Below are 20018 nucleotides of genomic sequence, written 5' to 3' on the forward strand. Positions count from 1 at the left end.
TCGCGGGGCCGATCAGAGCAGTGCGGTGAGGCGGGCTTCCACCTGGTCCAGGGCCATCCGGACGGCGCCGAGGGCGACGTTCCCCACGCCCAGTGCGGACACCCGCAGGTCGATCGGGACCAGCAGCAGGCGGCTGAGGCGCTTGCGGACGGCGTCGAACAGCACGTCGCCCGCCCGGGACACGCCGCCGCCCACCACGACCCGCTGCGGGTCCATGATCAGCAGTTGCACGGCCAGGCCGCGGGCGAACCGGGTGGCGATGGTGTCCACGACGGACAGCGCGGCCGGGTCGCCGGCCAGGGCCGCGTCGAACAGGGGCGCGATGTCGCCGGTGTCGGCCAGCCGGTCGCGCAGCGGGCTGTCGCAGCGCTGGATGCCGAGGCGGAGGATCTCCCCGGCGCCGACCAGGCGCTCGAACGCGCCGAGGCCGTCGGCGGGCGGTTTGGGCTCGTCGTCCAAGTCGGTGACGAGGTCGATGAAGCCGAGTTCGCCGGCGGCCGACGACGCCCCCCGGTAGGGCTTGTCGTCGATCACCATGCCGGTGCCGATGCGTTCGCCCCACTGCACGAACAGCAGGTTGGCGCCCGCTTCGCCGCACCAGCGCTCGGCGACCACGGCGAGGTTCACGTCGTTCTCGATGCCGACCGGGCAGCCGAGCCACTCGCGCAGTTCGGCGATCACCGGCAGGGTGCTCCAGCCGGGGATGCTCGGTGCCAGCACCACTTCGCCGCGTTCGTGGTCGACGATGCCCGGCGTGCCCACGGCCACCGACCACAGGTCGGTCGGGGTGACCTCGGCTTCGGCGGCGACCTCGGTGAGGGTGGCGCGCAGCAGTGCCACCAGGTGGCTGCCGGTGGCGTTGGGCGGGGTGGCGACCTGGCGTTCGGCGAGCACGTTGCCGGCCAGGTCGGCGACCATGACCAGGACCTTGTGCGGGCCGATGTCGATGCCGGCCACGTGGCCCAGTTCGGCGCGGAAGCGGGCGCGTTGGGCGGGGCGGCCGATCTGGTGCTCGGTGGTGCCCGCGAACTCGGCGATGCCCGCCTCGGCGAGGGTGGTCAGCGCCCTGGTCACCGCCGGGCGGGACAGTCCGGTGGCCACCACCAGGTCGGACACCGTGGCGGTGTGGCCGTCCGCGTCGCGCAGCGCGTTGAGCACGGCGGTGGCGTTGATCCGCCGCAGCACGTGGGGCCCGGTGGCCGCTGGTCCGGATGACACCACGCCTCGCTTTCACCCTCGTGCCGCGCACGCTAGCAGAGCCAAAGACTTGACAAGTGGTCCAGACCATAGCAGAGTATCGAACGGTTCGTTACTAAGTGCGCCCAGCTCACGTCCCTGCGGTGAGAACGGCTCGGGGGAGGCCACGGTGGAAGACGTGAAGTACCGGCTCATCGCCGATCACCTGATCGGAGCGATCGACCGGGGCGAGTACCCCGTGGGCAGCGCGCTGCCCACGTTGCACGAGCTGATGAGCCGCTTCGGCGTGGCCCGTGGCACCGCGCGCGCCGCCGTCGCGGTGCTGGTCGCGCAGGGCGTGGCGACCTCCAAGCAGGGCCTGGGCACCCTCGTGTGCGGCACCACCACCCCGTCGGACAAGCAGCTGCCGCGGATGCTGCCGGACGGCGCGACCTACCCGAAGGTCGTGCTCAGCGGCTGGACGGCCGCCGGCCCGGAGATCGCGCTCCGGTTCGGCCTGACCACCGGCAGCCTGGTGGTGCACCGCATCCGCCACCACCACACGGGCGCCCGGGTGACCAGCATCGACCAGCAGTGGCTGCCGCGCGCCGTGGCGACCACCATCGAGCAGCACACCGGCCACGACATCTCCGACCGCAACGACACCCCGCACCCGGACCTGACCCCGCTGCTGCGCAACGCGGGCCTGGACCCGATCGTGGCGACCGTGCAGCTCGACGCCCGGCTGCCCAGCCGTGCCGAGGCGGGCACGCTGGACATCCCGACCGATGCCCCCGTCCTGGTCGTGCACCGCATCACGCACGGCTCTTCCGGCGTGCCGGTGGAGGCGACGACAACGGTGTCCAGCACCGGCGGCGCGGCTCCGAAGTTCACCATCCCGCTGACGGGCTGACACCCCACCGCCACAGCGACTCGCTACGCGGCATCCGACTGCCGACGCTCATGCCGCCAAGGCGACGCCTTGCGGGACCTCCGGCTCCGACACCGCGCCTACACGCGGTGTCGGAGCCGGGTCCGGCCCGGCGGGCGCGTCCGGGAACCGCTTGGTGAGCAGGCAGGTCTCCAGCGCGAGCGCCAGGTAGACCACCAGCACCGCCGGCCACCCGCCCAGCGGGTCGGCCACGAAAACCTGGAACAGCAACGTCAGCACCACGGCGAGCAGCGCGGGCAGCGCCCCGATCAGGAACACCCGCCGCCACCTCCGGCCGCCGCCCGCCAACCCGAACCCGGCCACGCTCCACAACGACGTCAGCACCGCGAACCCGGTCAACAGCCCCACGAACACCGACCGGAAGTCCCGCACGCCCTCCGGAACGCGGTCCAGCCACCCCACGACACCCGCCACCACGGCGGCCACGGTGACCACGCCGACCAGCACCGCGCGCACGGTCGCCCGCCAGTCGCGCCGATGCGGCCACCACCGCCACACCGCGCACCCCACCGCGACACCCGCGCCGAGCGCCACCAGCACGTGCGCGGGCCGGCTGAACGCGCTGTCGGTGGCCACGGTGATCGCGATCCAGCACAGCGCGGCGGCGGCCATGCTCGCCACCGGAGCCAGGAAGCCGACCAGGACCGGTGGCAGCACAACGGGTTTCACCACCGCGGACAACGCGCGGGGCAGCCGCGCCAGACCGTCGCCCGCCGGCTGCACCGCCCGCCACGCCACCAATCCCAACCGCATCGCCGCGCGCCGCAACGACGACCTGGTCAGCAGGTCCCGCACGGACTCCCCGCCCACCTCGGCGAGCACGGCGCAGTCCGCCGCCGTGTACTGAGCCGCCTGCTGCATCACCTTCGGCGCGGGCGGCAGGTCGCGGTTGTGGCCGGCTTCGTCGAGCGCCTTCAGCAGCGGGATCTCCTGCCGCAGGACGTTCCAGTGCAGCCAGGTCTTCAGCAGTCCGGGGAGCCGCTCCGCCACGTTGTCCGCGTCCACGTCGTCCGGGAACGCGCCGATCAGTGCCGCCAGTTCCGGGTGGTCCGCGACGAGCACGGCGTGCAGGTCCCGCAGGCGCGTCACGAGGTCGGCGGCGTCGGCCCGCCCGGTGTTGGCCTGGCCGGTGTCGGTCTGCCCGGCGCCGACCCGTCCGGTGTCGGTCTGGCCGGTGTGTGCGCGTTCGGTGCGTGCCACGACGTCGACCAGCGCGGACGCGGCGTCCATCCGCCCCCACGTCCAGTCGTTGAGCCGCCACCGCGAGGACAGGAAGCTGGCGAAGTTCATCAGCGTGTTGCCGCTCAGCTTCCGGTCGACCAGGTGCTCGGGCTCGGGTGCTCCCCCGAACAGCAGACCCTCCAGCGGGCTGTGCGCCGCCGCGTTGACGGTGTGCAGCCTGATGCGGGTCGGCTCGGCCAACGGGTCCGGCCGCAACGGGCCGAGCACGAGTTCCGCGTAGGTCAACACCTTCCGCATCGCGACCGCGTCGGACGCCTCGGTCAACGCCCGGAACCCCGGCGCGGTCGCCTCGCCCGCCAACGCGGCGCGCAGCGCGACGCACGTCCTGGCGACGTGATCCAGCACCGCGTTCGAGAACGGCTCCGCCGAACCGGCCGGGGGAGTGCCCAGATCGTCGTGCACGGCCCGGTGCGCCACCTCCGCGAGCATGTCGACACCGCAGTCCCCGAGCCCACCCGCGTCCTGCACGAACCGGCCCAGCCACCGGTCGGCCTCGGCCACCCAGCCGTCCACCTCGCGACCCGGATCACCGATCCGCAGCAGCAGCCGGTCACGTGCCGCCAACAGCACTTCACACGCGAACCTGGCTTGGTACAACGACTGCCGCGCGTCGCGGAGCGCCTCCGGCGGCGCGTCGACGGTTTCCTCCACGGCGTGGACCCAGTCCAGCGCCAACGCCACCGCCCGCGCCCCGACGAGCGGCGAGCGGAACGACGAGTCGGCTGCGGCCAGGTTCGTGTCGACGGGGCCGCGCAGGTCCGCCAGCAGCGGCCACGGCTCCGCGCCCGCGAACGCGCTGGTGTCCGGGATGGGCAGCGGATCGGGGCCGACCAACGAGATCGGGTCCTCGATCAGCCGGGCCAGCCGGTCGGCCTCCACGCACGCCACGGCCTCCGCGTACCGCTTCCGGTCGTGCGCGCTCGGGTCGGGCAGGTGCGCGAACGCCGGGTCGCCGGGTATGCCGCCGGTCGCGCCGTGCAGGCGTTGCGCGTTCGTCCACGCCTCGCGCAGCTCGGTGGCGTCCTCCAGCAGCGACTCGCTGTTCGCCTTGGCCTGCAACAGGGCCCGGATCACGCCGACCAGCCGGGCCAGCGACCGCGTGCCGTCGGCGGGCTGCGCCGGCGGCGACGGCGGCACGGGTTCGAGGTAGAGCAGCCAGCGGTCCACCGACTGGTTCGCCGCCGCGCCCGCGATCGCCCGGATCGCCCACGCCAGCGGCACGTTGTCCAGCACGCCGCCGTCCATCAGCTGCACGCGGCCGGCCCCGCCCGGGTCCGGGGCGCACGTCTCGCTGATCAGACCGTGGAAGTTCCGCTCGGCGGCGTCGGCGGGCTTGACGACCGCCACCTCGGCGGGCTCGAACGCGACCGGGAACGACGACGTGGTGCGCGCCGCGTAGGCGAGCCGGTCCAGGGTGGCGTTCCGGTCGTCGGCGGAGAAGTCGGTGAAGATCGCGTCCGCCGTGCCGATGCCGTGGTGGCGGAACACCATGTGCGCCCGAGACCAGTTCACCAGCATCGGTGTGCCCAGCGAGGTGCGCAGGTACTCGTTGCGCGGGTGCAGCCGGGTCGCGGTGAGGATCAGCCGCAGCATCGCGGGCGGGGCGGCCGGCTCGCACCCACCCACCAGGCGGTCGAGCTGCTCGAGCACCTTGCGGTGGAAACCGTTGCCCTCCAACAAGGACGGTGGCGTGGGCTCGTCGGGTCTGCGGGTCAGCCCTTCGAGATCGCCCAACTGCAGCCAGATGTCGCGTATCCGACTGTCGAACGGCATCCCGTACATCAGGTGACTGGCGAACAGCACCCCGTTCAACCCACCCGCACTGGTCCCGGTGAGGATGTCGACGGTCACTTCGTCGTACCCGGACCGCTCCAGCAGGAACCGGTAGATCTTGCGCTGGGCGGCGTCGCAGTCGTCGGCCGGAGCGGGACCGTCGCCGAGCGCGGACCGCAAGGTGGCGATCTCCCGACACGCACCGCCCATCCACACCGCGAGACTGACCCCGCCGCGCATGCACAGGGCGAGACGGAGTTCCTTCGGCAACGCGCCCATAAGCACCCCTCCGCTCCTGCCGGGCCGTGCGCGGACCGTGTAACTAGAGGTCGCCCGCAGGGCCGGGAGGGTTACTCGGTTCACCCGAACGGTGGTGTCGCTCAGGCGGGGTCGTGCTGCCCGACACCCCGGTCACGCGGGCCAGAAGCCGGCGTGTCCGCGACCGGGTGCGGTGGCCTACCTGCGGACGGCGTGATCCGCGGGTAGGCCACCTCCGCGACGGGCGCGGACCGGATCAGGAGGCAGCGGGAACGGCCGTCTCCGTCAACCGCGCCAACAGTTGCGCCTGCTGCTCCCGATACCGCTCGACGTTCGCCAGCTTCACCTCTTCGTACCCGCGCACCACGTCCGGCAGCGCGGCCAGCTCGGCCACCACCGCCCTGTCCACGTCGGACGCGCGCAGCGCCTTCGTGATCACGGCCCGGTATTCGGCGACCAGTTCCCGCTCGACCCGCCGCACCCCCGCGTACCCGAAGACGTCGAGCGGAGTGCCGCGCAGTCGTCGCATCGCCCTCAGCAGCCGGAACACCGGCCGGAACCACGGCCCGAGTGCGACCTTCTTCCGCATCCCCAACGCCCGCAGCACAGGCGGGTGCAGTCGGTACGCGAACCGGGCGCCATCGCCGAACTCGGCCCTGATCCGCGCCGTGAGCGCCGGGTCCAGCGAAAGGCGGGCCACCTCGTACTCGTCCTTGTACGCCATCAGCTTGTAGAGGTTGCGGGCGACTTCCTCGGTGACCGCGGTCGGGCCACCCTCCAGCACCCGGACCTCTTCGACGAACCCGGCGTAGGCGCGGGCGTAGCGCTCGTCCTGGTAGGCGACCAGGTCGGGCACCCGGATGTCCAGCACCCGCGCCAACTCCGACCCGGGCTCGGCGTGCACCAACGCCCGGACCCGCGCTGCGGCGGCATTCGGCGAAGCGATTGCCGGGGCGGGCTCGGCGTCGGTGGTCGGGGTCGGCAGGGGCTCGTGCACGAGTCGACGGCCGTGGCGGAACGCCTGGATGTTCTTCGCCACCGCCACGCCGTTCAGCTCGATCGCCCGTTCCACCGCCGACGCGGGCAGCGGCAGCGCGCCGGTCTGGTAGGCGGCCCCCAGTTGCAGGATGTTGGCGAACTGCCCGTCGCCGAACAGCTCCTCCGCCACGGCACGCGCGTCCAGCGCCACGGTCCGCGCGGTCGCCGACTCCAGGGTCGAGCGGACCCTGTCCGGGTCCGGGAACGCCACGGACGTGTCGATCACCATCCGCCCGGTCGGTACCTCGGTGGTGGACACGACCGCCGTGGTGCGGGTCGGGTCGGCGACGGCCAGGTTCGTCGCGTCCGCGCCGACCAGGGCGTCGCACGCCAGGTACAGGTCGCACTCGCCGGCGGCGAGCTTCGGGGCCTGGTCCGTCGGCACGGTGCTGACCTTCAGGTCCGACACCACCGCGCCGCCCTTCTGGGCCAGCCCGGTCTGGTCGAGCGTGCGCACGTGCCGACCGTCCAGCACCGCCGCCGTGGCCAGGACCTGCCCGACGGTCACCACGCCCGTGCCGCCGATGCCGGTGATGCGCACCGCGAAGTCCGGCCCGGTCCGCGGCTCCGGCTCGGGCACCGCGTCGAACGCCAGCTCGGTGGACTCCAGGCGCGGCTTGCCGCCGCCCGGCACGACGGTCAGGAACGACGGGCAGTCGCCGTCCAGGCACGAGTAGTCGACGTTGCACGACGACTGGTGGATCGCGGTCTTGCGGCCGAACTCGGTGCCCACCGGCTGCACCGACAGGCAGTTCGACTTGGTGCCGCAGTCGCCGCACCCCTCGCACACCCGCTCGTTGATCACGACCCGCGTCGCGGGCGTCTCCTGCTTGCCACGACGGCGCTTGCGGCGCTTCTCGGCCGCGCACTCCTGGTCGTGGACGAGCACCGTGACGCCGGGGATCGCGGCCAGCTCCTCCTGCGTGCGCAGCAGCTCGGACCGGTCGCGCACGTCCACCCCGGACGGGAACGACCGGCGGCGCAGCCGGCGCGGCGCGTCGCTGGTCACCACGACTTTCTTGACGCCTTCGAGCAGCAGCAGCGCGGCGATCTTCTCCGCCGGCAGCCCGCCGACCGCGTCCTGGCCGCCGGTCATCGCGACCGCCGAGTTGTAGAGCAGCTTGTAGGTGACGTTCACGCCCGCCGCGACCGCCGCCCGCACCGCGAGGCTGCCGGAGTGGGTGAACGTGCCGTCACCGATGTTCTGGGTGAAGTGCGGCGACTCCACGAACGGCGACATGCCGATCCACTGCGCGCCCTCGCCGCCCATCTGCGTCACGCCCACCACCGAGCCGACCTGCTCGGGCTCCATGAACAGCGCCATGGTGTGGCAGCCGATGCCGCCGCCCACCAGCGTGCCCTCCGGGACCTTGGTGGACGAGTTGTGCGGGCAGCCCGAGCAGAAGTACGGCGTGCGGGCCAGCAGCGGCACCGCGATCCGTTCCCGCCGGCCGCGCCGCCGCCACGCCTCCACCGGTTCGACGCCCAGCGGGGCCAGCAGGCGGGCCAGGCCGGTGGCGATGCGGTCCGGGTCCAGCTCGCCGATCTCCGGGAACAGGCTGCGGCCGTCCGGTCCGGTCTTGCCGTGCACGGCGGGCGCCCCCGCCCGGCCGTAGAGCAGCTCCTTGACGGCGGTCTCCACGAACGACCGCTTCTCCTCCACGACGACGACCTGGTCGAGCCCGTCGGCGAACTCGCGCACGATGCCCGGTTCGACCGGGTGGATCACGCCGAGCTTGAGCACCCTGATCCCGTGCCGTGCCAGCGCTTCCTCGTCCAGTCCGAGGTCGCGCAGCGCCTGTCGCACGTCCAGGTAGGACTTGCCGGAGGTGATGATCCCGATCCGGTCGGCCGGCGTGCGGTGCACGATCCGGTTCACGCCCGACGCGCGCACGTACTCCAGCGCCAGCGGCAGCCGGACGTGGAAGAGGCTGCGCTCCAGGGCGGCGAGTTCGGTGCCCAGCAGCCGGGAGGTCGGCTGGTGCCGGTAGGCGTTGTCCGGCAGCGCCGGCGCGGCCCACTCGCGACGGACGACCGCGGTGCTCGACGCGTCGGCGACGTTCGCCACCACCTTCAGCGACGTCCACACCCCGGCGGCCCGCGACAGCTCCACCGCGTGCAGGCCGAAGTCCAGCACGTCCTGCGAGTCGGACGGGAAGAAGACGGGCATCGCCAGGTCCGCCAGCGCCAGCTCCGAGGCGCACGGCACGGTGGACGACTTCGCGTTCGGGTCGTCGCCGACCAGCGCGACCGCGCCGCCACGCGGGTCGGTGCCCGCCAGGTTGGCGTGCCGCAGCGCGTCGGTGGCCCGGTCCAGGCCGGGGGCCTTGCCGTACCAGAAGCCCGTGACGCCGTCGTAGCGCCGGCCGGGCAGCGACCCGGTCAGCTGGCTGCCCATCACCGAGGTCGCACCGAGCTCCTCGTTCAGGCCCGGCCGGTGCACCACGTTGTGCTTGTCCAGCAGGGTGGCGCGCCGCGCCAGCTCCAGGTCGTAGCCCGCCAGCGGCGAACCCTCGTAGCCGGACACGAACACCGCCGTGTCCCGGCCGGTGCCCCGGTCGTGCCGGACGCGGTCGAACAGCACCCGCACCAGCGCCTGCACCCCGGACAGGTGGACGATCCCGTCCTCCCGGAGATAGCGGTCCTCCAACGTGAACGCTTCCACGCCGACTCCTCCACTCAGACGCCACTGCGGTGTGCGTCACACCACACGGAAGCGATCCGATCCGCAACATCCGGCCTCGTATTCGCGGCTGCGACGCAAAGAAGCGTAGCGGTTCACCTGAACGAGGCGGATCCTTTGCGTGCCGACTACGCTGGGGGCGTGCCGGAAGAGCTGGTGGACGAGATCGACCACGAGATCCTCGCCCTGCTGCGCGAGGACGCCCGCCGGACGCTGTCCGACATCGCGAGCCGCGTGACGCTGTCCACGGCGGCGGTGAAGCGGCGCATCGACCGGCTCCAGCAGGTCGGCGTGATCACCGGGTTCACCGTGCAGATCGACCACGCCAAGCTGGGCTGGGGCATCGAGGCGTTCACCGAGCTGAGGTTCGCGGGCAACACGAAGGTCGCCGACATCCTGCACACCACCACCCGGATGCGGGAGGCGCAGGCGGTGTTCACCATCGCCGGCGACCCGGACGCCCTGGTGTGGCTGCGCGTGCGCGACATGGCGCACCTGCAGCGCACCATCGACGAGATCCGCCGCCACCACCAGGTCACCGGCACCAAGACGCTCATCGCCCTCGACTCGTGGTCGCGGGGCCAGGACGATTCCAAAGCCTGAGCGGACGCGCGGAAGACTTGGGGTGCGCACCGAACTCCGAGGCGCACCCCGACGAACCGGTACGACTACCCGGTCAGGGCAAGCAGGGCACAGCCGGTCTCAACGGGCCTGTTCCGCGCCGGACAACGCGGCGTCCAGGTAGCCCTGGATGCTGTCCTGCCGACGGCGGTCGCCGAACCGCTCGGCCAGGTCCGCCGCGGCACGCAGCACCCGAACGGCCTCCGCGTAGTCGTGGGCATCGAGGTGGAGGCTGCCCAGTGCCTCCAGGCACGCCACCTCGCCGACCCGGTCGCCGACCCGCCGGGACAGCGACGCCGCGCGGTGCAGGGCGTCGCGCGCCTCGTCGTGCCGCCCGGCCCGGTGGTGGTTGACGCCGATCCGCCGCATCACCCCGGCACTGCCGTGCCCATGACCGGTCTCCTCGTAGAGGCGCAGGCTGATCCGGTAGTGGTGCAGGCCGTCCGCCGGCCGGCCCGTCCGGTCGTACAGGCTGCCCAGGTACTCGTGCGTGGACGCCTCGCCGGCCGGGTTGTCGCGCAGCTCCCGGTGGATCGCCAGGCTTTCCTCGGCCTTCGCGATCGCCTCCGCCACCCGGCCGAACAGCTCCAGCGCCTGCGCGGTGTTGACCAGGCAGCCCGCCGCGCCCCGGTCGTGGCCCAGCGCCCGGAAGTCCGCGAGGCTGCCGTCGAGCTGCTCGAACCCCTCCCGCGGGTCGCCGGACCACGCGTGCGCCAGGTCGACCAGCGCCAGCCCCAGGTCCTGCCGCACGATCGCCCGCGCCACCCGGTCCGACCCGACCGCGTCCAGGGCCGCCCGGGACAGCAGCGACCAGTCCAGCCAGTAGCCCCGGCTCAGGTAGAAGGTGAACAGGCCGGGCGCGAGCCGCAGCAGCCGCTCCGGCGGGACGCCCGGCGTGCGGGTGACACCGACCAGGTGGTGGCGGTGGTCGTCGAGCCACGCGAACGCCTCGGCCGTGTCGGCGAAATCCGGGCTGCCGGCCTGCCACGCCGGGTCCGCCCACGTCTGCCGGATGGATCCGCGGGCTCCCAGCGCGAGACTGCGCCAGGCCGCCGCCACGAACAGGTCGGCGGCACGGGTGAGCGCCCGGACGCGGTCGGCCTCGGCGACCGTCTCGGCGGCGCGTTCCCGTGCGTAGGTGCGCAGCAGGTCGTGCATCCGGTACCGGCCCGGTGCGGCGGCGTCCAGCAGGTGGGCGTCGGCCAGCCGTTCCAGCAGGCGTTCGGCGTCCCGTTCGGCCAGGTCCAGCAGGCGGGCCGCGACCGGCAGCGAGACGTCCGGGGCGTCGGGCAGGCCGAGCAGCGCGAACGCGGTCGCGTCCGGCGGGTCGAGCTGGTCGACGGAGACCGCGAGACTGGCCCGCACGCCGGAGTCGCCGCGCTCCAGCTCGTCCAGCCGGTGGTGGTCGGCGAGCTTCCGGGCGAGGTGCGCGATCGGCCAGTCGGGACGGGCGGCCAGCCGCGCGCCGACCAGGTGGACGGCCAGCGGCAGCCGCCCGCAGCGCCGCACCACCTCGGCGGCCGCTCCCGGTTCGGCGTCCACCCGTTCCCGGCCGACCGACGCGGCGAGCAGGCGCAGCGCCTCCTGCTCGGTCAGCACGTCCAGCCGGATGTGGTGGGCCTGCGGCAGCGCGTCCAGCGCGTGCCGGCCGGTGACGATCGCGGCGCAGCCGGGAGTGGCCGGCAGCAGCGGCCGGACCTGCTCGGCGTTCGCGGCGTCGTCCAGCAGCAGGAGCACCCGCCGGCCGGCCAGTCCGGAGCGGAACCGGGCGGAGGCCTCCGCCAGGTCGGTCGGGACCTCGTCATCGGCCACGCCGATCGCGCGCAACAGCTGCCCCAGCGCCTCGTGGACGGGCAGGGGCGCGCCGCCGCCGCGCAGGTCGACGTGCAGGAGACCGTCCGGGAACCGCTCGGCGACCCGGTGCCCGACGTGCACCGCCAAGGTCGTCTTGCCGACGCCGCCCATGCCCGCGATGGCCGACACGACCACCGTGGACGAGCGGTCGAGCAGCCCGACGATCGCGTCGACCTCGGCGTCACGCCCGGTGAAGTGGGCCACCGGTGGTGGGAACTGCCGGGGCGGGCCCGTCGGTGCGGACTGCCGGGGCGGTGGCTCGGTCGACTCGGGTCGCGGACCCCGGTGGCGGGCGGCTGCCGCGACCAGTTCGGCCCGGTGGCCCTCGTCCAGGCGCAGCGCGTCGGCGAGCCGGTCGACGGTGTCCCGGTACGGGAACCGCCGGTCGCCACGCTCCAACGCGCCGACCGCCTGCCCGCTCAACCCCGCGCGCTCGGCCAGCGCCTCCTGGGTCAGGCCGGCCGCCCTCCGGTGCCGGCGCAGCACAGCGCCGAAGGAGGTGTCCATTCGTCTCTCCCCGGGGACGAAGTGTGCGGGGCGACTGTAGAGGTTGTCGCTGTCGCAGTGCGCGGGATCGGGGAAAACTGTCGATCCGCGGGCCGGGGAATCCCAACCGGGGGGAGTACGTGGATGCCCCTACCAGGGGGAGGGACATCCACGTACCCGGTCGATCGCCGATGGGTCCGGTGCGGCATACCAGGCCATCGGCGTGGGTCCGGGTGGCTGTCGGCTCATCGAGCCGACAGCCACCCCTGGTGCCCGAGGGCTCCGGTCACCGGGTCAGCAGGCGCCCTGGTCCTGCCAGACGGCCCACGAGCCGGGCGCGCCGGGCTCCGCGCCGGCCGAGTACCAGGTGGACTTCCACTTGTGGCTGTTGTGGGAGACCACGTCGTCCGGCACGTAGGAGGTCGAAGCGCTCCACGCCGCGACACCGTCGCAGCCGCCCGGGCCGCCGCCGCCGGTGACGGTCAGGCTGTACGTCGCGGTGCGGGCCGACGCGCCCGAGCCGACGACGGTGATCGTGTACGTGCCGTTGGCGACCGACGCGCCGACCGAGACCGTCGCCGTGGACGACGAGCCGGACTGCACCGTCGACGGGTCGAACGACACGGTGACGCCGGTGGGCAGGCCGGTTGCCGACAGCGCGACGTTCTGCGGCGAACCGGCCGTGGTCGCGGTGTCCACCGCGAACGTGCCGGAGTTGCCCACCGCGACCGTGCCCGAGGCCGGGTTGAGCGACAGCGAGAAGTCGTTGCCGCCGCCGCCGGTCACGGTCAGGTTGTACGTCGCCGTCCGGGCCACCGAACCGGTGCCCCGCACGGTGATCGGGTACGTGCCGCTCGACACCGACGACCCGACCGACACGGTCGCGGTGGACGACGAACCGGACTGCACGGTGCCGGGGCTGAACGCCACCGACACGCCACTGGGCTGCCCCGTCGCGGTCAGCGCGACGCTCTGCGCCGCGCCCGACGTGGTCTGGGTGCCTACCGTGAACGTGCCGGTGCCACCCACCGGGACCGAACCCGAGGTCGGGCTCACCGACAGCGAGAAGTCGTTGACCGGCGCATCGCTGACGGCCTGCTTCCAGATCGTGTACGCGATGCCGTCCGACGACCGGTCCAGCGCGGTCGCGTTGATGTTGCCCGTCGTGTCGCACGAGGCGTGGTAGCAGGGGTCGTACGCACTACCGGCCGTGCCGCCCCACTTCGACGCCTGCGCCTGGGTCTTGCGGTACGACGCGCCGGTGGCGTAGCCCGAAGACGGGATGCCCGCCCGTTGGAAGGAGGCGTCGTCCGAACGGCCCGCGCCCTCGGTGTTCTCCTCCGGGGACAGGCTCAGCGAGGTCCAGTACTCCCGCAACGGCGCGGCGGCGGCCGTGCTGATGTTGTTGATGAAGTAGCCCGCGTTGCGCGAGGCCACCATGTCGAAGTTGTAGTACGCCTTGATCGCCGACCGCTGTGCGGCGGGCAGCTGGCCGACGTAGAACCTCGACCCGTTGAGGCCCTGCTCTTCGTCGGTCCACCAGGCGAACCGGACGTGCTTGGTCATCGTCGGCTTCTTCGCCGCGAGCTGCAGCGCGTTCTCCAGCAGGGCGGCCGAGCCCGAGGCGTTGTCGTTGATGCCCGGACCCGCCGAGACGCCGTCCAGGTGCGCGCCGAACATGATCGTCTGGTTGGCGTCGCCGCCCGGCCAGTCCGCGATCAGGTTGTTCGACACGTAGGTGCAGGACGTGCACCGCTGCTCGGTGACGGTGTACCCGGCCGCCTGGAGCTTGCCCTTCACGTAGGCGACCGACTGCGTGTACCCGCCGCTGCCGGCGCGGCGGTGGCCGCCGTTGCCGGAGGCGATGGACTGGAACTGGGCCAGGTGCGCCTGCACGGCGGCGACGTCGATGTTCGGCGGTGCCAGGGCCGCGACGGTGGCCGTGGCGGCCGGTGCTTGTGGCTCCGGGCCGGCCAGGGCGGTGCCTGCGGACGTGGTCGCCCAGGCGAGCGCCGCCAGCGCGACGGCCGCACCCAGGGTTCTGTGCTTCATCCGATGCTCCTCGTAGGCAGGGAAAAGCCGGCCGCTCCGGGTCGCCACCCCGCAGGAAGGGCGATTGCTCGCACGGACGCGGCCGAACCAACGAAGCGTCGCATCACGGCCACCGCCGAAGTAGGGCTTGCGGTAGGTACCGGTGATCGCTTTTGGGAGCGACACTGACGGGTTGCCCGCCCGCGGCCCGCGGTCTCGCCGCCGGGCGCGCGGGCGGACGTCCGCCGATCGTGAGCTACGGGCCGCCGACCGGGCGCATGGTGAACTCCCCGGACACCGGCCCGTCGACCGTCAGCCGGCCCTGCCGCACGGCCCAGTCGAGCGTCGCGCGCACCTCGTCGACCGGCACCAGGGTCCGTTCCGCCAGCGCGGCGAGGGTCTGCCGCTGCCCGCCCCACAGCGCGACCGACACCAGGTCCGTTGCGAACGAACGGAAGCGGTCCATCTCGTAGTTCGAATCCAAGGCCGCCTTGCGCGACTCGGGGAGGGCCAGCACGTCCTGCGCCCTGGGCGGGTCGGCCACCGTGCGGAAGCGGTCGCCGTCGCCTGGCACGTCGTGGTCCGGTACGCCGTCGTTCGGCACCTCGTGGTGCGGCACGTCGTGGTCGGGCACGCTGTTGTTCGGCACTTCGTGGTGCGGCACGTCGCGGTCGAGCATTCCGGCGGCGGCGAACAGGGGCAGCAGCCCGCGCAGGGACCGGGGCGCTGGCGCGCCCAACTCGGCGGCGACGGTGACCGGGTCCAGTTCGTCGTACATCGGGGCGGGCAGCGGGTCGTCCAGCCAACTCGCGCCGCGCCGGTGTCGCAGCCCCCACCGCGCCAACGCCTCCACCGACGTCCAGCCCTGTTCGTCACGCGCGGCCCACACCGCGAACAGCAGGTCGGTGGCGTAGTGGCCGAACAGCCGCCGCCACCCCGGATCACCCGCCCGGACCGCCGGCCTGGTGCGGACCAGCCAGCGGGGCGGCGCGACCTGCGCCCGCCAGAACCGCAGCAGCCACCGGTCCGGCGAGCCGGACACCCGCAGCCGGTAGTCGCCGGGGCCGGCCAGCACCAGGTCGTCCGTCATCGGCGCGCCGGTGGTCAGGGTCAGCCCGACCGCGCCGCACAGGCTCCGGTACGGGATGTCGACCACCTCGTGCCAACCGCCGGTGTCGGGTGGCTCGAACTCGTGCAGCTCCAGCCGCACGGTCAGCGGTCCGTCGCCGGCGCCGACCTCCAGCCACCCGGCACCGGTGCGCGCGACCGTGCCGCACGGCTGGATCCGCAGCGCGTCCTGGCCGAACAGCCCGACGTCCGAGCCGTCCCACCGGGTGTCGCGCACGGTCAGCGTGCCGAACTCGGGCAGGTGTCCGTCTTCCTCGTGGAAACTCCGCAGCACGCCGCCACGCTAGCGACGGGCACCGACAATCCCGGATCAGTCCAGCTCGACGCGCACCGGCACGGCGTTGCCCAGGGTGTGGCCGACGGGGGAGGAGGCGCTCACCTTCGCGTGCAGCGCCTCGATGTCGGCGCGCGGCGCGGACGAGTCGATGTGCACCCGCGCGGTGATCGAGTCGAAGCCCGCGTGGCCTTCGGCGAGGCCGAGGAACACCCGCAGGTCGATGTCGCCCTTGAGGTCGATGGTGAGCGCGTCGATCGCGATCCCCGCCACGGTGGCGTTCGCCGCGTACCCGACCGCCAGGCAGTTGCCCAGCGCGCCGAGCAGCTGCTCGACCGGGTTGGCCGCGCTGTCCCCGCCGCCGAGGGCGGTGGGCTCGTCCGAGGGCGTCGGGGCGAACCCGCGCACGCGCGCCTCGGACCGGAACCCGCCCTGCCACCGGACGTGCGCGGCCCACGTGGTCCTGGCTTTCGCCTCGTCCTGCTGGATGGCGGCGACGAGCGCGCCCACCGCCTGGATGTCCACTGCGTTCAGCTGCGTTCCCACGGTCATCGGAGATCTCCCTCGGTTGCGGTGGCCCACGCTTCGGCGAGCAGTTCGTGTGACCCGACCCGGTCCCGGTGGTCGTGCGCGATGGTGGTGACCACGAGTTCGTCCACGACGGCGGAGCCAGTGGAGCCGGGCACCGGGCCGAGCACCGGGAGCGGAACCATGAGCCGCAGTGTGCGCAGCCGCCCGGTTTGCCGACAGGGCCCACCACGTCGTGGGACGCCGGTCGGATCGCGGGAATAACCCGCGCCGCCCACGATCCGGACGCGAACGCGTCAACCGGTGGGCACCCCCGAGATCGTGCCAGCCGGTAGCGGGTCGAACGCCGGAGGGTCGGCGAATTCGCTGGCCTTGCGCCCGGTGCGACGGCACCATGCGGGAACATGATCTTGCCCCACTACGTCGACGTCGTCCGGCGGACCCGGGCCGGCGCCGACCTCAGCGACGTCAGCCTGCACGGCGGCCAGTTCCACGACGTGCTGATCGCGCCGGACCGGGTGTACCGCTTCCCCCGGACGGCGACCGCCGCCGCCGAGCTGCCCGACCGCGCCGCCCTGCTGACCGCGCTGGACGAGCTCGACCTCGGCGTGGAGGTCCCCACCCCGCTGTCCGACTTCGACCCGAGCGCACCGGTGGGGGAGGGCTACCTCGTCCTCAGCCGGGTCCACGGCACCCCGCTGGACCGGGCCGACGCCACCGCCGACGCCGTGATCGACGTGGTGGCCGCCGAGTTCACCCGGGTGCTGCGGGCGATGGCCGCCACCGCACCCGTCGACCTGGTGCCCACCGCCGACCCGCACCGGTGGGCCGGTTTCGCCGACGGCGTGCGGGCGGAGCTGTTCCCGCTGATGGACACCGCCGGTCGGGAGCGCGCCGAACGGGAACTCGCCGCCGTCCGGGAACTCGACCACCTCGCCACCGGCCTCGTGCACGGCGACCTCGGCGGTGAGAACGTGCTGTGGCAGCAGATCGAGGAGTTGCCGAGGCTGGTCGGCATCGTGGACTGGGACGGCGCCATGGTCGGCGACCCCGCCGAGGACCTCGCCGCGGTCGGTGCGAGCTACGGCCCGGACCTGCTGGACCGGATCATCGCGCTGCTCGGCGTCGACCGGGCGTCCACCGAGCGCCGGATCGAGGCGTACCAGGGCACGTTCGCCTTGCAGCAGGCGCTGGCCGGGGCCCGCGACGGCGACGACGAGGAGCTGGAGGACGGCCTGGACGGCTACCGTCGAGCCTGACCACCCGCGCCGGTGGTGCCCACCCGACGCGGGTGGTGCGAGCGGATCATCATGGCCACCCGGGCTGCCGGCGTGGCGACTCGGCCTGGGGTCGGCCAGGGAGGTGCCCGAGGTGGTGGAGCCCCGCGACCCCTCCCGCCGACCGACCGCTCAGGAGCCCAGCTTCACGATCTGCGCCGCCACCTCCGCCGGGCTCTCCAGCGGCAGCATGTGCCCGGCGTCGTCCACCACGACGGCCTCCCCGCCGACCGCCTCGGCCAGCGCTCGGGCGTTCGACTCCGGGCACAGCCGGTCCTCGTCGCCGACGATCGCGATCACCGGCCGTTCTCCCGCCACGGTGAGAGCGGCCTCCCGGTCGTACCGGTCCACCGCGGGCCGGAACAGCGCGACGGTGTCCGGCCAGTGCGCCCACACCATGTCGGCGGTCAGCTCGACGTCCTCCGGCCGGGGTTCGTCCCCGAACAGCCACCACCGCAGCCCGGCCGTCTTGGCGGGCTCGATCTTCTCCCGGATCGTGCGCACCAGCGGCCCGAAGGCCCGCTCCAGCTCCCGCACCAGCTTGCCCAACGCCTTGGGCCAGGCCAGGGAGGTCTCCGCCAACCCGGTGGCGGCCGTCGACACGAACACCACGCCCGCCACGCGCTGCCGGTACAACCGGGGGCGGCGCTCCGCCATCGCCATGGCCGCCATCCCGCCCATCGAGTGCCCGGCGATCACCACCGGCCCCTCGGGCACCAACCGCTCGACCACCTCGCCCAGGTCGTCGCCGAGCTGCTCGATCGACGCGGTCTCCCGGGTGGCCGCTCCCGACTCCCCGTGCCCGCGGTGGTCGTAGCTGATGACCTGCACCGACGCGGGGAGCTCGGCCACCACCCGGTGCCAGCTCCGGTGGTCCAGCGCGTACCCGTGCACGAGCACCACGGTCAACCGTGCGTCGGACGCCCCGCTGCGCTCCACGTTCAGCTCGGTGCCGTCCTCCAGCCGCAACCGCTCGGTCGCCATGCCGCTGTCCCTTCCGTCGTCGGACCTCGTCGGTTCCAACGACCGGACGAACCGGACGTCACGGTTCAGTAATGCGTCGGACGTCGACCGGGCCCGCGAGTCGGACCCCCGGTACGGCGTGGCGGCGGGCTGCGGGCGAGCACGCGGGCTCCGCGGGGTACCCGTCGCCGGGCACCCCGCAGGTGCCCCACCGATGCCCGGGTCTCACCGGTGCCGGGGTCTCACGAGTTGCGCAGGAACCGGTCCAGCACCCGGACCCCGAACCGCAGCGCGTCCACCGGCACCCGTTCGTCCACCCCGTGGAACAGCCCGGTGAAGTCCAGGTCGGCCGGCAGCTTCAACGGGGCGAACCCGAAGTTGCGGATGCCCAGCAGCTGGAACGACTTGGCGTCCGTCCCGCCCGACAACATGTACGGCAGCACCTTCGCACCGGGGTCCTCGGCCGTGATGGACGCGGTCATGGCGTCCACCAGCGCCCCGTCGAACGTCGTCTCCACCGGGGGCAGCCCGAGCCACTCCCGCTCCACGTCGGGCCCCAGCAGCTCCGCCAGCTCCCGGTCGAACGCCTCCTCCCGGCCCGGCAGGATGCGACAGTCCACAGTGGCCTCGGCCAGCGACGGGATGACGTTCGACTTGTACCCGGCGGAGAGCATGGTCGGGTTGGCGGTGTCCCGGATGGTCGCCCCGATCATCCGGGACAGCGCCCCGAGCTTGCCGATCGCGCCGTCGATGTCGTCCTCCGGGAACTCCAGCCCGGTGATCTCCGAGACCCCGGCCAGGAACTCGCGCACCGACGGCGTCAGCACCACCGGGAACCGGTGCCGGTCGAGCTTCGTCACCGCGGCGGCCAACTTCGCCACCGCGTTGTCGTGGTGGATCATCGAGCCGTGCCCGGCGGTGCCGCGGACCCGGAGCTTCAGCCACCGGATGCCCTTCTCGGCGGTCTCGACCAGGTAGGCCCGCACGTCGTCCTTCAGCGTGATCGAGAAGCCGCCGACCTCGCTGATCGCCTCGGTGACCCCTTCGAACAGCTCCGGCCGGTTGTCCACCAGCCACTTGGCGCCGAACACGCCCCCGGCCTCCTCGTCGGCCAGGAAGGCGAACACCAGGTCCCGGGGCGGCACCACGCCGTCGCGCTTGAACCGCCGCGCCACGGCCAGCGTCATCGCGACCATGTCCTTCATGTCGACGGCCCCGCGCCCCCAGACGTACCCGTCCTGCACCGCCCCGGAGAACGGGTGGACGGACCACTCGGACGCGTCGGCGGGCACCACGTCCAGGTGCCCGTGCACCAGCAGCGCGCCGCGGGACGGGTCGGCGCCGCTCAACCGGGCGACCACGTTGCCCCGCCCCTTCGCCCCGGACTCGACGTAGGTCGTCTCGTAGCCGACCTCGCCCAGCTTCCCGGCCACCCACTCGGCGGCCGCGCGTTCCCCGACCAGCGTCGCCGGATCCCCGGTGTTGGTCGTGTCGATCCTGATCAGTTCACTGGCGAGGGTGACGACCTCGTCCTGCGCCACCCGGAGGCCCTCGTCCACGTTGCTCACCAGGCTTTCCTATCACTGCCGCCGCCGGGAGCCCCTCCCAGGCCACGTGCCGGGATTCCCGGGTGGCACCCGGCCGCAGTACGTCGCGCCGGGAGCGCACGGGCGTACGCTGTCACGCTTTCGATACATCGACAACTGCGCCGTTCGGCCGCACAGTGTGCTGGAC

Annotated in this window: 13 protein-coding genes; 3 read left to right on the top strand and 10 right to left on the bottom strand. The window is 73.2% G+C overall.

Features of this window, described 5'->3' with window-relative positions; genetic code table 11:
• Positions 1-12 precede the first annotated feature (12 nt).
• Positions 13-1218: an ROK family transcriptional regulator gene (locus FHS29_RS18315; protein ID WP_184691922.1), complete on the bottom strand. Its 1206-nt coding sequence runs from the start codon at positions 1216-1218 to the stop codon at positions 13-15.
• 148 nt (positions 1219-1366) lie between these two features.
• On the opposite strand from FHS29_RS18315, the gene FHS29_RS18320 reads away from it, so the two are divergent.
• A complete protein-coding gene (locus FHS29_RS18320) occupies positions 1367-2089 on the top strand; it encodes a GntR family transcriptional regulator (protein ID WP_184691924.1) in 723 nt (240 codons plus the stop codon).
• Between the two features lie 48 nt (positions 2090-2137).
• Here the strand turns inward: FHS29_RS18320 and FHS29_RS18325 are convergent, their stop codons facing one another.
• Both FHS29_RS18325 and FHS29_RS18330 read right to left on the bottom strand, forming a co-directional pair.
• Entirely contained in the window at positions 2138-5422 is a 3285-nt protein-coding gene (locus FHS29_RS18325; protein WP_184691926.1) for a DUF3376 domain-containing protein, read from the bottom strand.
• Positions 5423-5657: 235 nt separating this feature from the next.
• Positions 5658-9104, bottom strand: coding sequence for an indolepyruvate ferredoxin oxidoreductase family protein (locus FHS29_RS18330; protein ID WP_184691928.1), 3447 nt, complete (start codon positions 9102-9104; stop codon positions 5658-5660).
• Between the two features lie 159 nt (positions 9105-9263).
• On the opposite strand from FHS29_RS18330, the gene FHS29_RS18335 reads away from it, so the two are divergent.
• Complete coding sequence (locus FHS29_RS18335; RefSeq protein ID WP_184691930.1) at positions 9264-9725, top strand: Lrp/AsnC family transcriptional regulator; 462 nt, start codon at positions 9264-9266, stop codon at positions 9723-9725.
• Between the two features lie 99 nt (positions 9726-9824).
• Here the strand turns inward: FHS29_RS18335 and FHS29_RS18340 are convergent, their stop codons facing one another.
• The 5 genes from FHS29_RS18340 to FHS29_RS18360 form a co-directional block, all read right to left on the bottom strand.
• Positions 9825-12104 (bottom strand): ATP-binding protein, encoded by a 2280-nt coding sequence (locus FHS29_RS18340; RefSeq protein WP_184691932.1) that lies wholly within the window; start codon positions 12102-12104, stop codon positions 9825-9827.
• A gap of 273 nt (positions 12105-12377) precedes the next feature.
• Entirely contained in the window at positions 12378-14135 is a 1758-nt protein-coding gene (locus FHS29_RS18345) for a M28 family peptidase (protein ID WP_184691934.1), read from the bottom strand.
• Positions 14136-14370: 235 nt separating this feature from the next.
• On the bottom strand, positions 14371-15516 hold the full coding sequence (locus FHS29_RS18350; protein WP_184691936.1) for a hypothetical protein: 1146 nt from the start codon (positions 15514-15516) through the stop codon (positions 14371-14373).
• A 36-nt stretch (positions 15517-15552) separates the two neighbouring features.
• Positions 15553-16068, bottom strand: coding sequence for an OsmC family protein (locus tag FHS29_RS18355; protein ID WP_184691938.1), 516 nt, complete (start codon positions 16066-16068; stop codon positions 15553-15555).
• Positions 16065-16229 carry a hypothetical protein gene (locus tag FHS29_RS18360; protein WP_184692403.1) on the bottom strand — a complete coding sequence of 55 codons (165 nt, stop codon included), beginning with the start codon at positions 16227-16229 and terminating at the stop codon, positions 16065-16067. The genes FHS29_RS18355 and FHS29_RS18360 overlap by 4 nt, the downstream gene beginning before the upstream one ends.
• Positions 16230-16448: 219 nt before the next feature.
• Here FHS29_RS18360 and cph point away from each other — a divergent pair, with 219 nt between their 5' ends.
• Complete coding sequence (gene cph, locus FHS29_RS18365) at positions 16449-17303, top strand: capreomycin phosphotransferase (protein WP_184691940.1); 855 nt, start codon at positions 16449-16451, stop codon at positions 17301-17303.
• A 150-nt stretch (positions 17304-17453) separates the two neighbouring features.
• On the opposite strand, the gene FHS29_RS18370 is transcribed toward cph, so the two are convergent.
• Entirely contained in the window at positions 17454-18305 is an 852-nt protein-coding gene (locus FHS29_RS18370; RefSeq protein ID WP_184691942.1) for an alpha/beta fold hydrolase, read from the bottom strand.
• Between the two features lie 221 nt (positions 18306-18526).
• Positions 18527-19843, bottom strand: coding sequence for a M20/M25/M40 family metallo-hydrolase (locus tag FHS29_RS18375; RefSeq protein WP_184692351.1), 1317 nt, complete (start codon positions 19841-19843; stop codon positions 18527-18529).
• Positions 19844-20018: the final 175 nt, after the last annotated feature.

This window comes from Saccharothrix tamanrassetensis (assembly GCF_014203665.1).
Taxonomy (GTDB): domain Bacteria; phylum Actinomycetota; class Actinomycetes; order Mycobacteriales; family Pseudonocardiaceae; genus Actinosynnema; species Actinosynnema tamanrassetense.

Coding starts and splice junctions, on each gene's coding strand:
- FHS29_RS18370 (WP_184691942.1), bottom strand. CDS start 18,305: ATGGCGACCGAGCGGTTGCGGCTGGAGGACGGCACCGAGCTGAACGTG.
- FHS29_RS18360 (WP_184692403.1), bottom strand. CDS start 16,229: ATGGTTCCGCTCCCGGTGCTCGGCCCGGTGCCCGGCTCCACTGGCTCC.
- FHS29_RS18345 (WP_184691934.1), bottom strand. CDS start 14,135: ATGAAGCACAGAACCCTGGGTGCGGCCGTCGCGCTGGCGGCGCTCGCC.
- cph (WP_184691940.1), top strand. CDS start 16,449: ATGATCTTGCCCCACTACGTCGACGTCGTCCGGCGGACCCGGGCCGGC.
- FHS29_RS18355 (WP_184691938.1), bottom strand. CDS start 16,068: ATGACCGTGGGAACGCAGCTGAACGCAGTGGACATCCAGGCGGTGGGC.
- FHS29_RS18325 (WP_184691926.1), bottom strand. CDS start 5,422: ATGGGCGCGTTGCCGAAGGAACTCCGTCTCGCCCTGTGCATGCGCGGC.
- FHS29_RS18340 (WP_184691932.1), bottom strand. CDS start 12,104: ATGGACACCTCCTTCGGCGCTGTGCTGCGCCGGCACCGGAGGGCGGCC.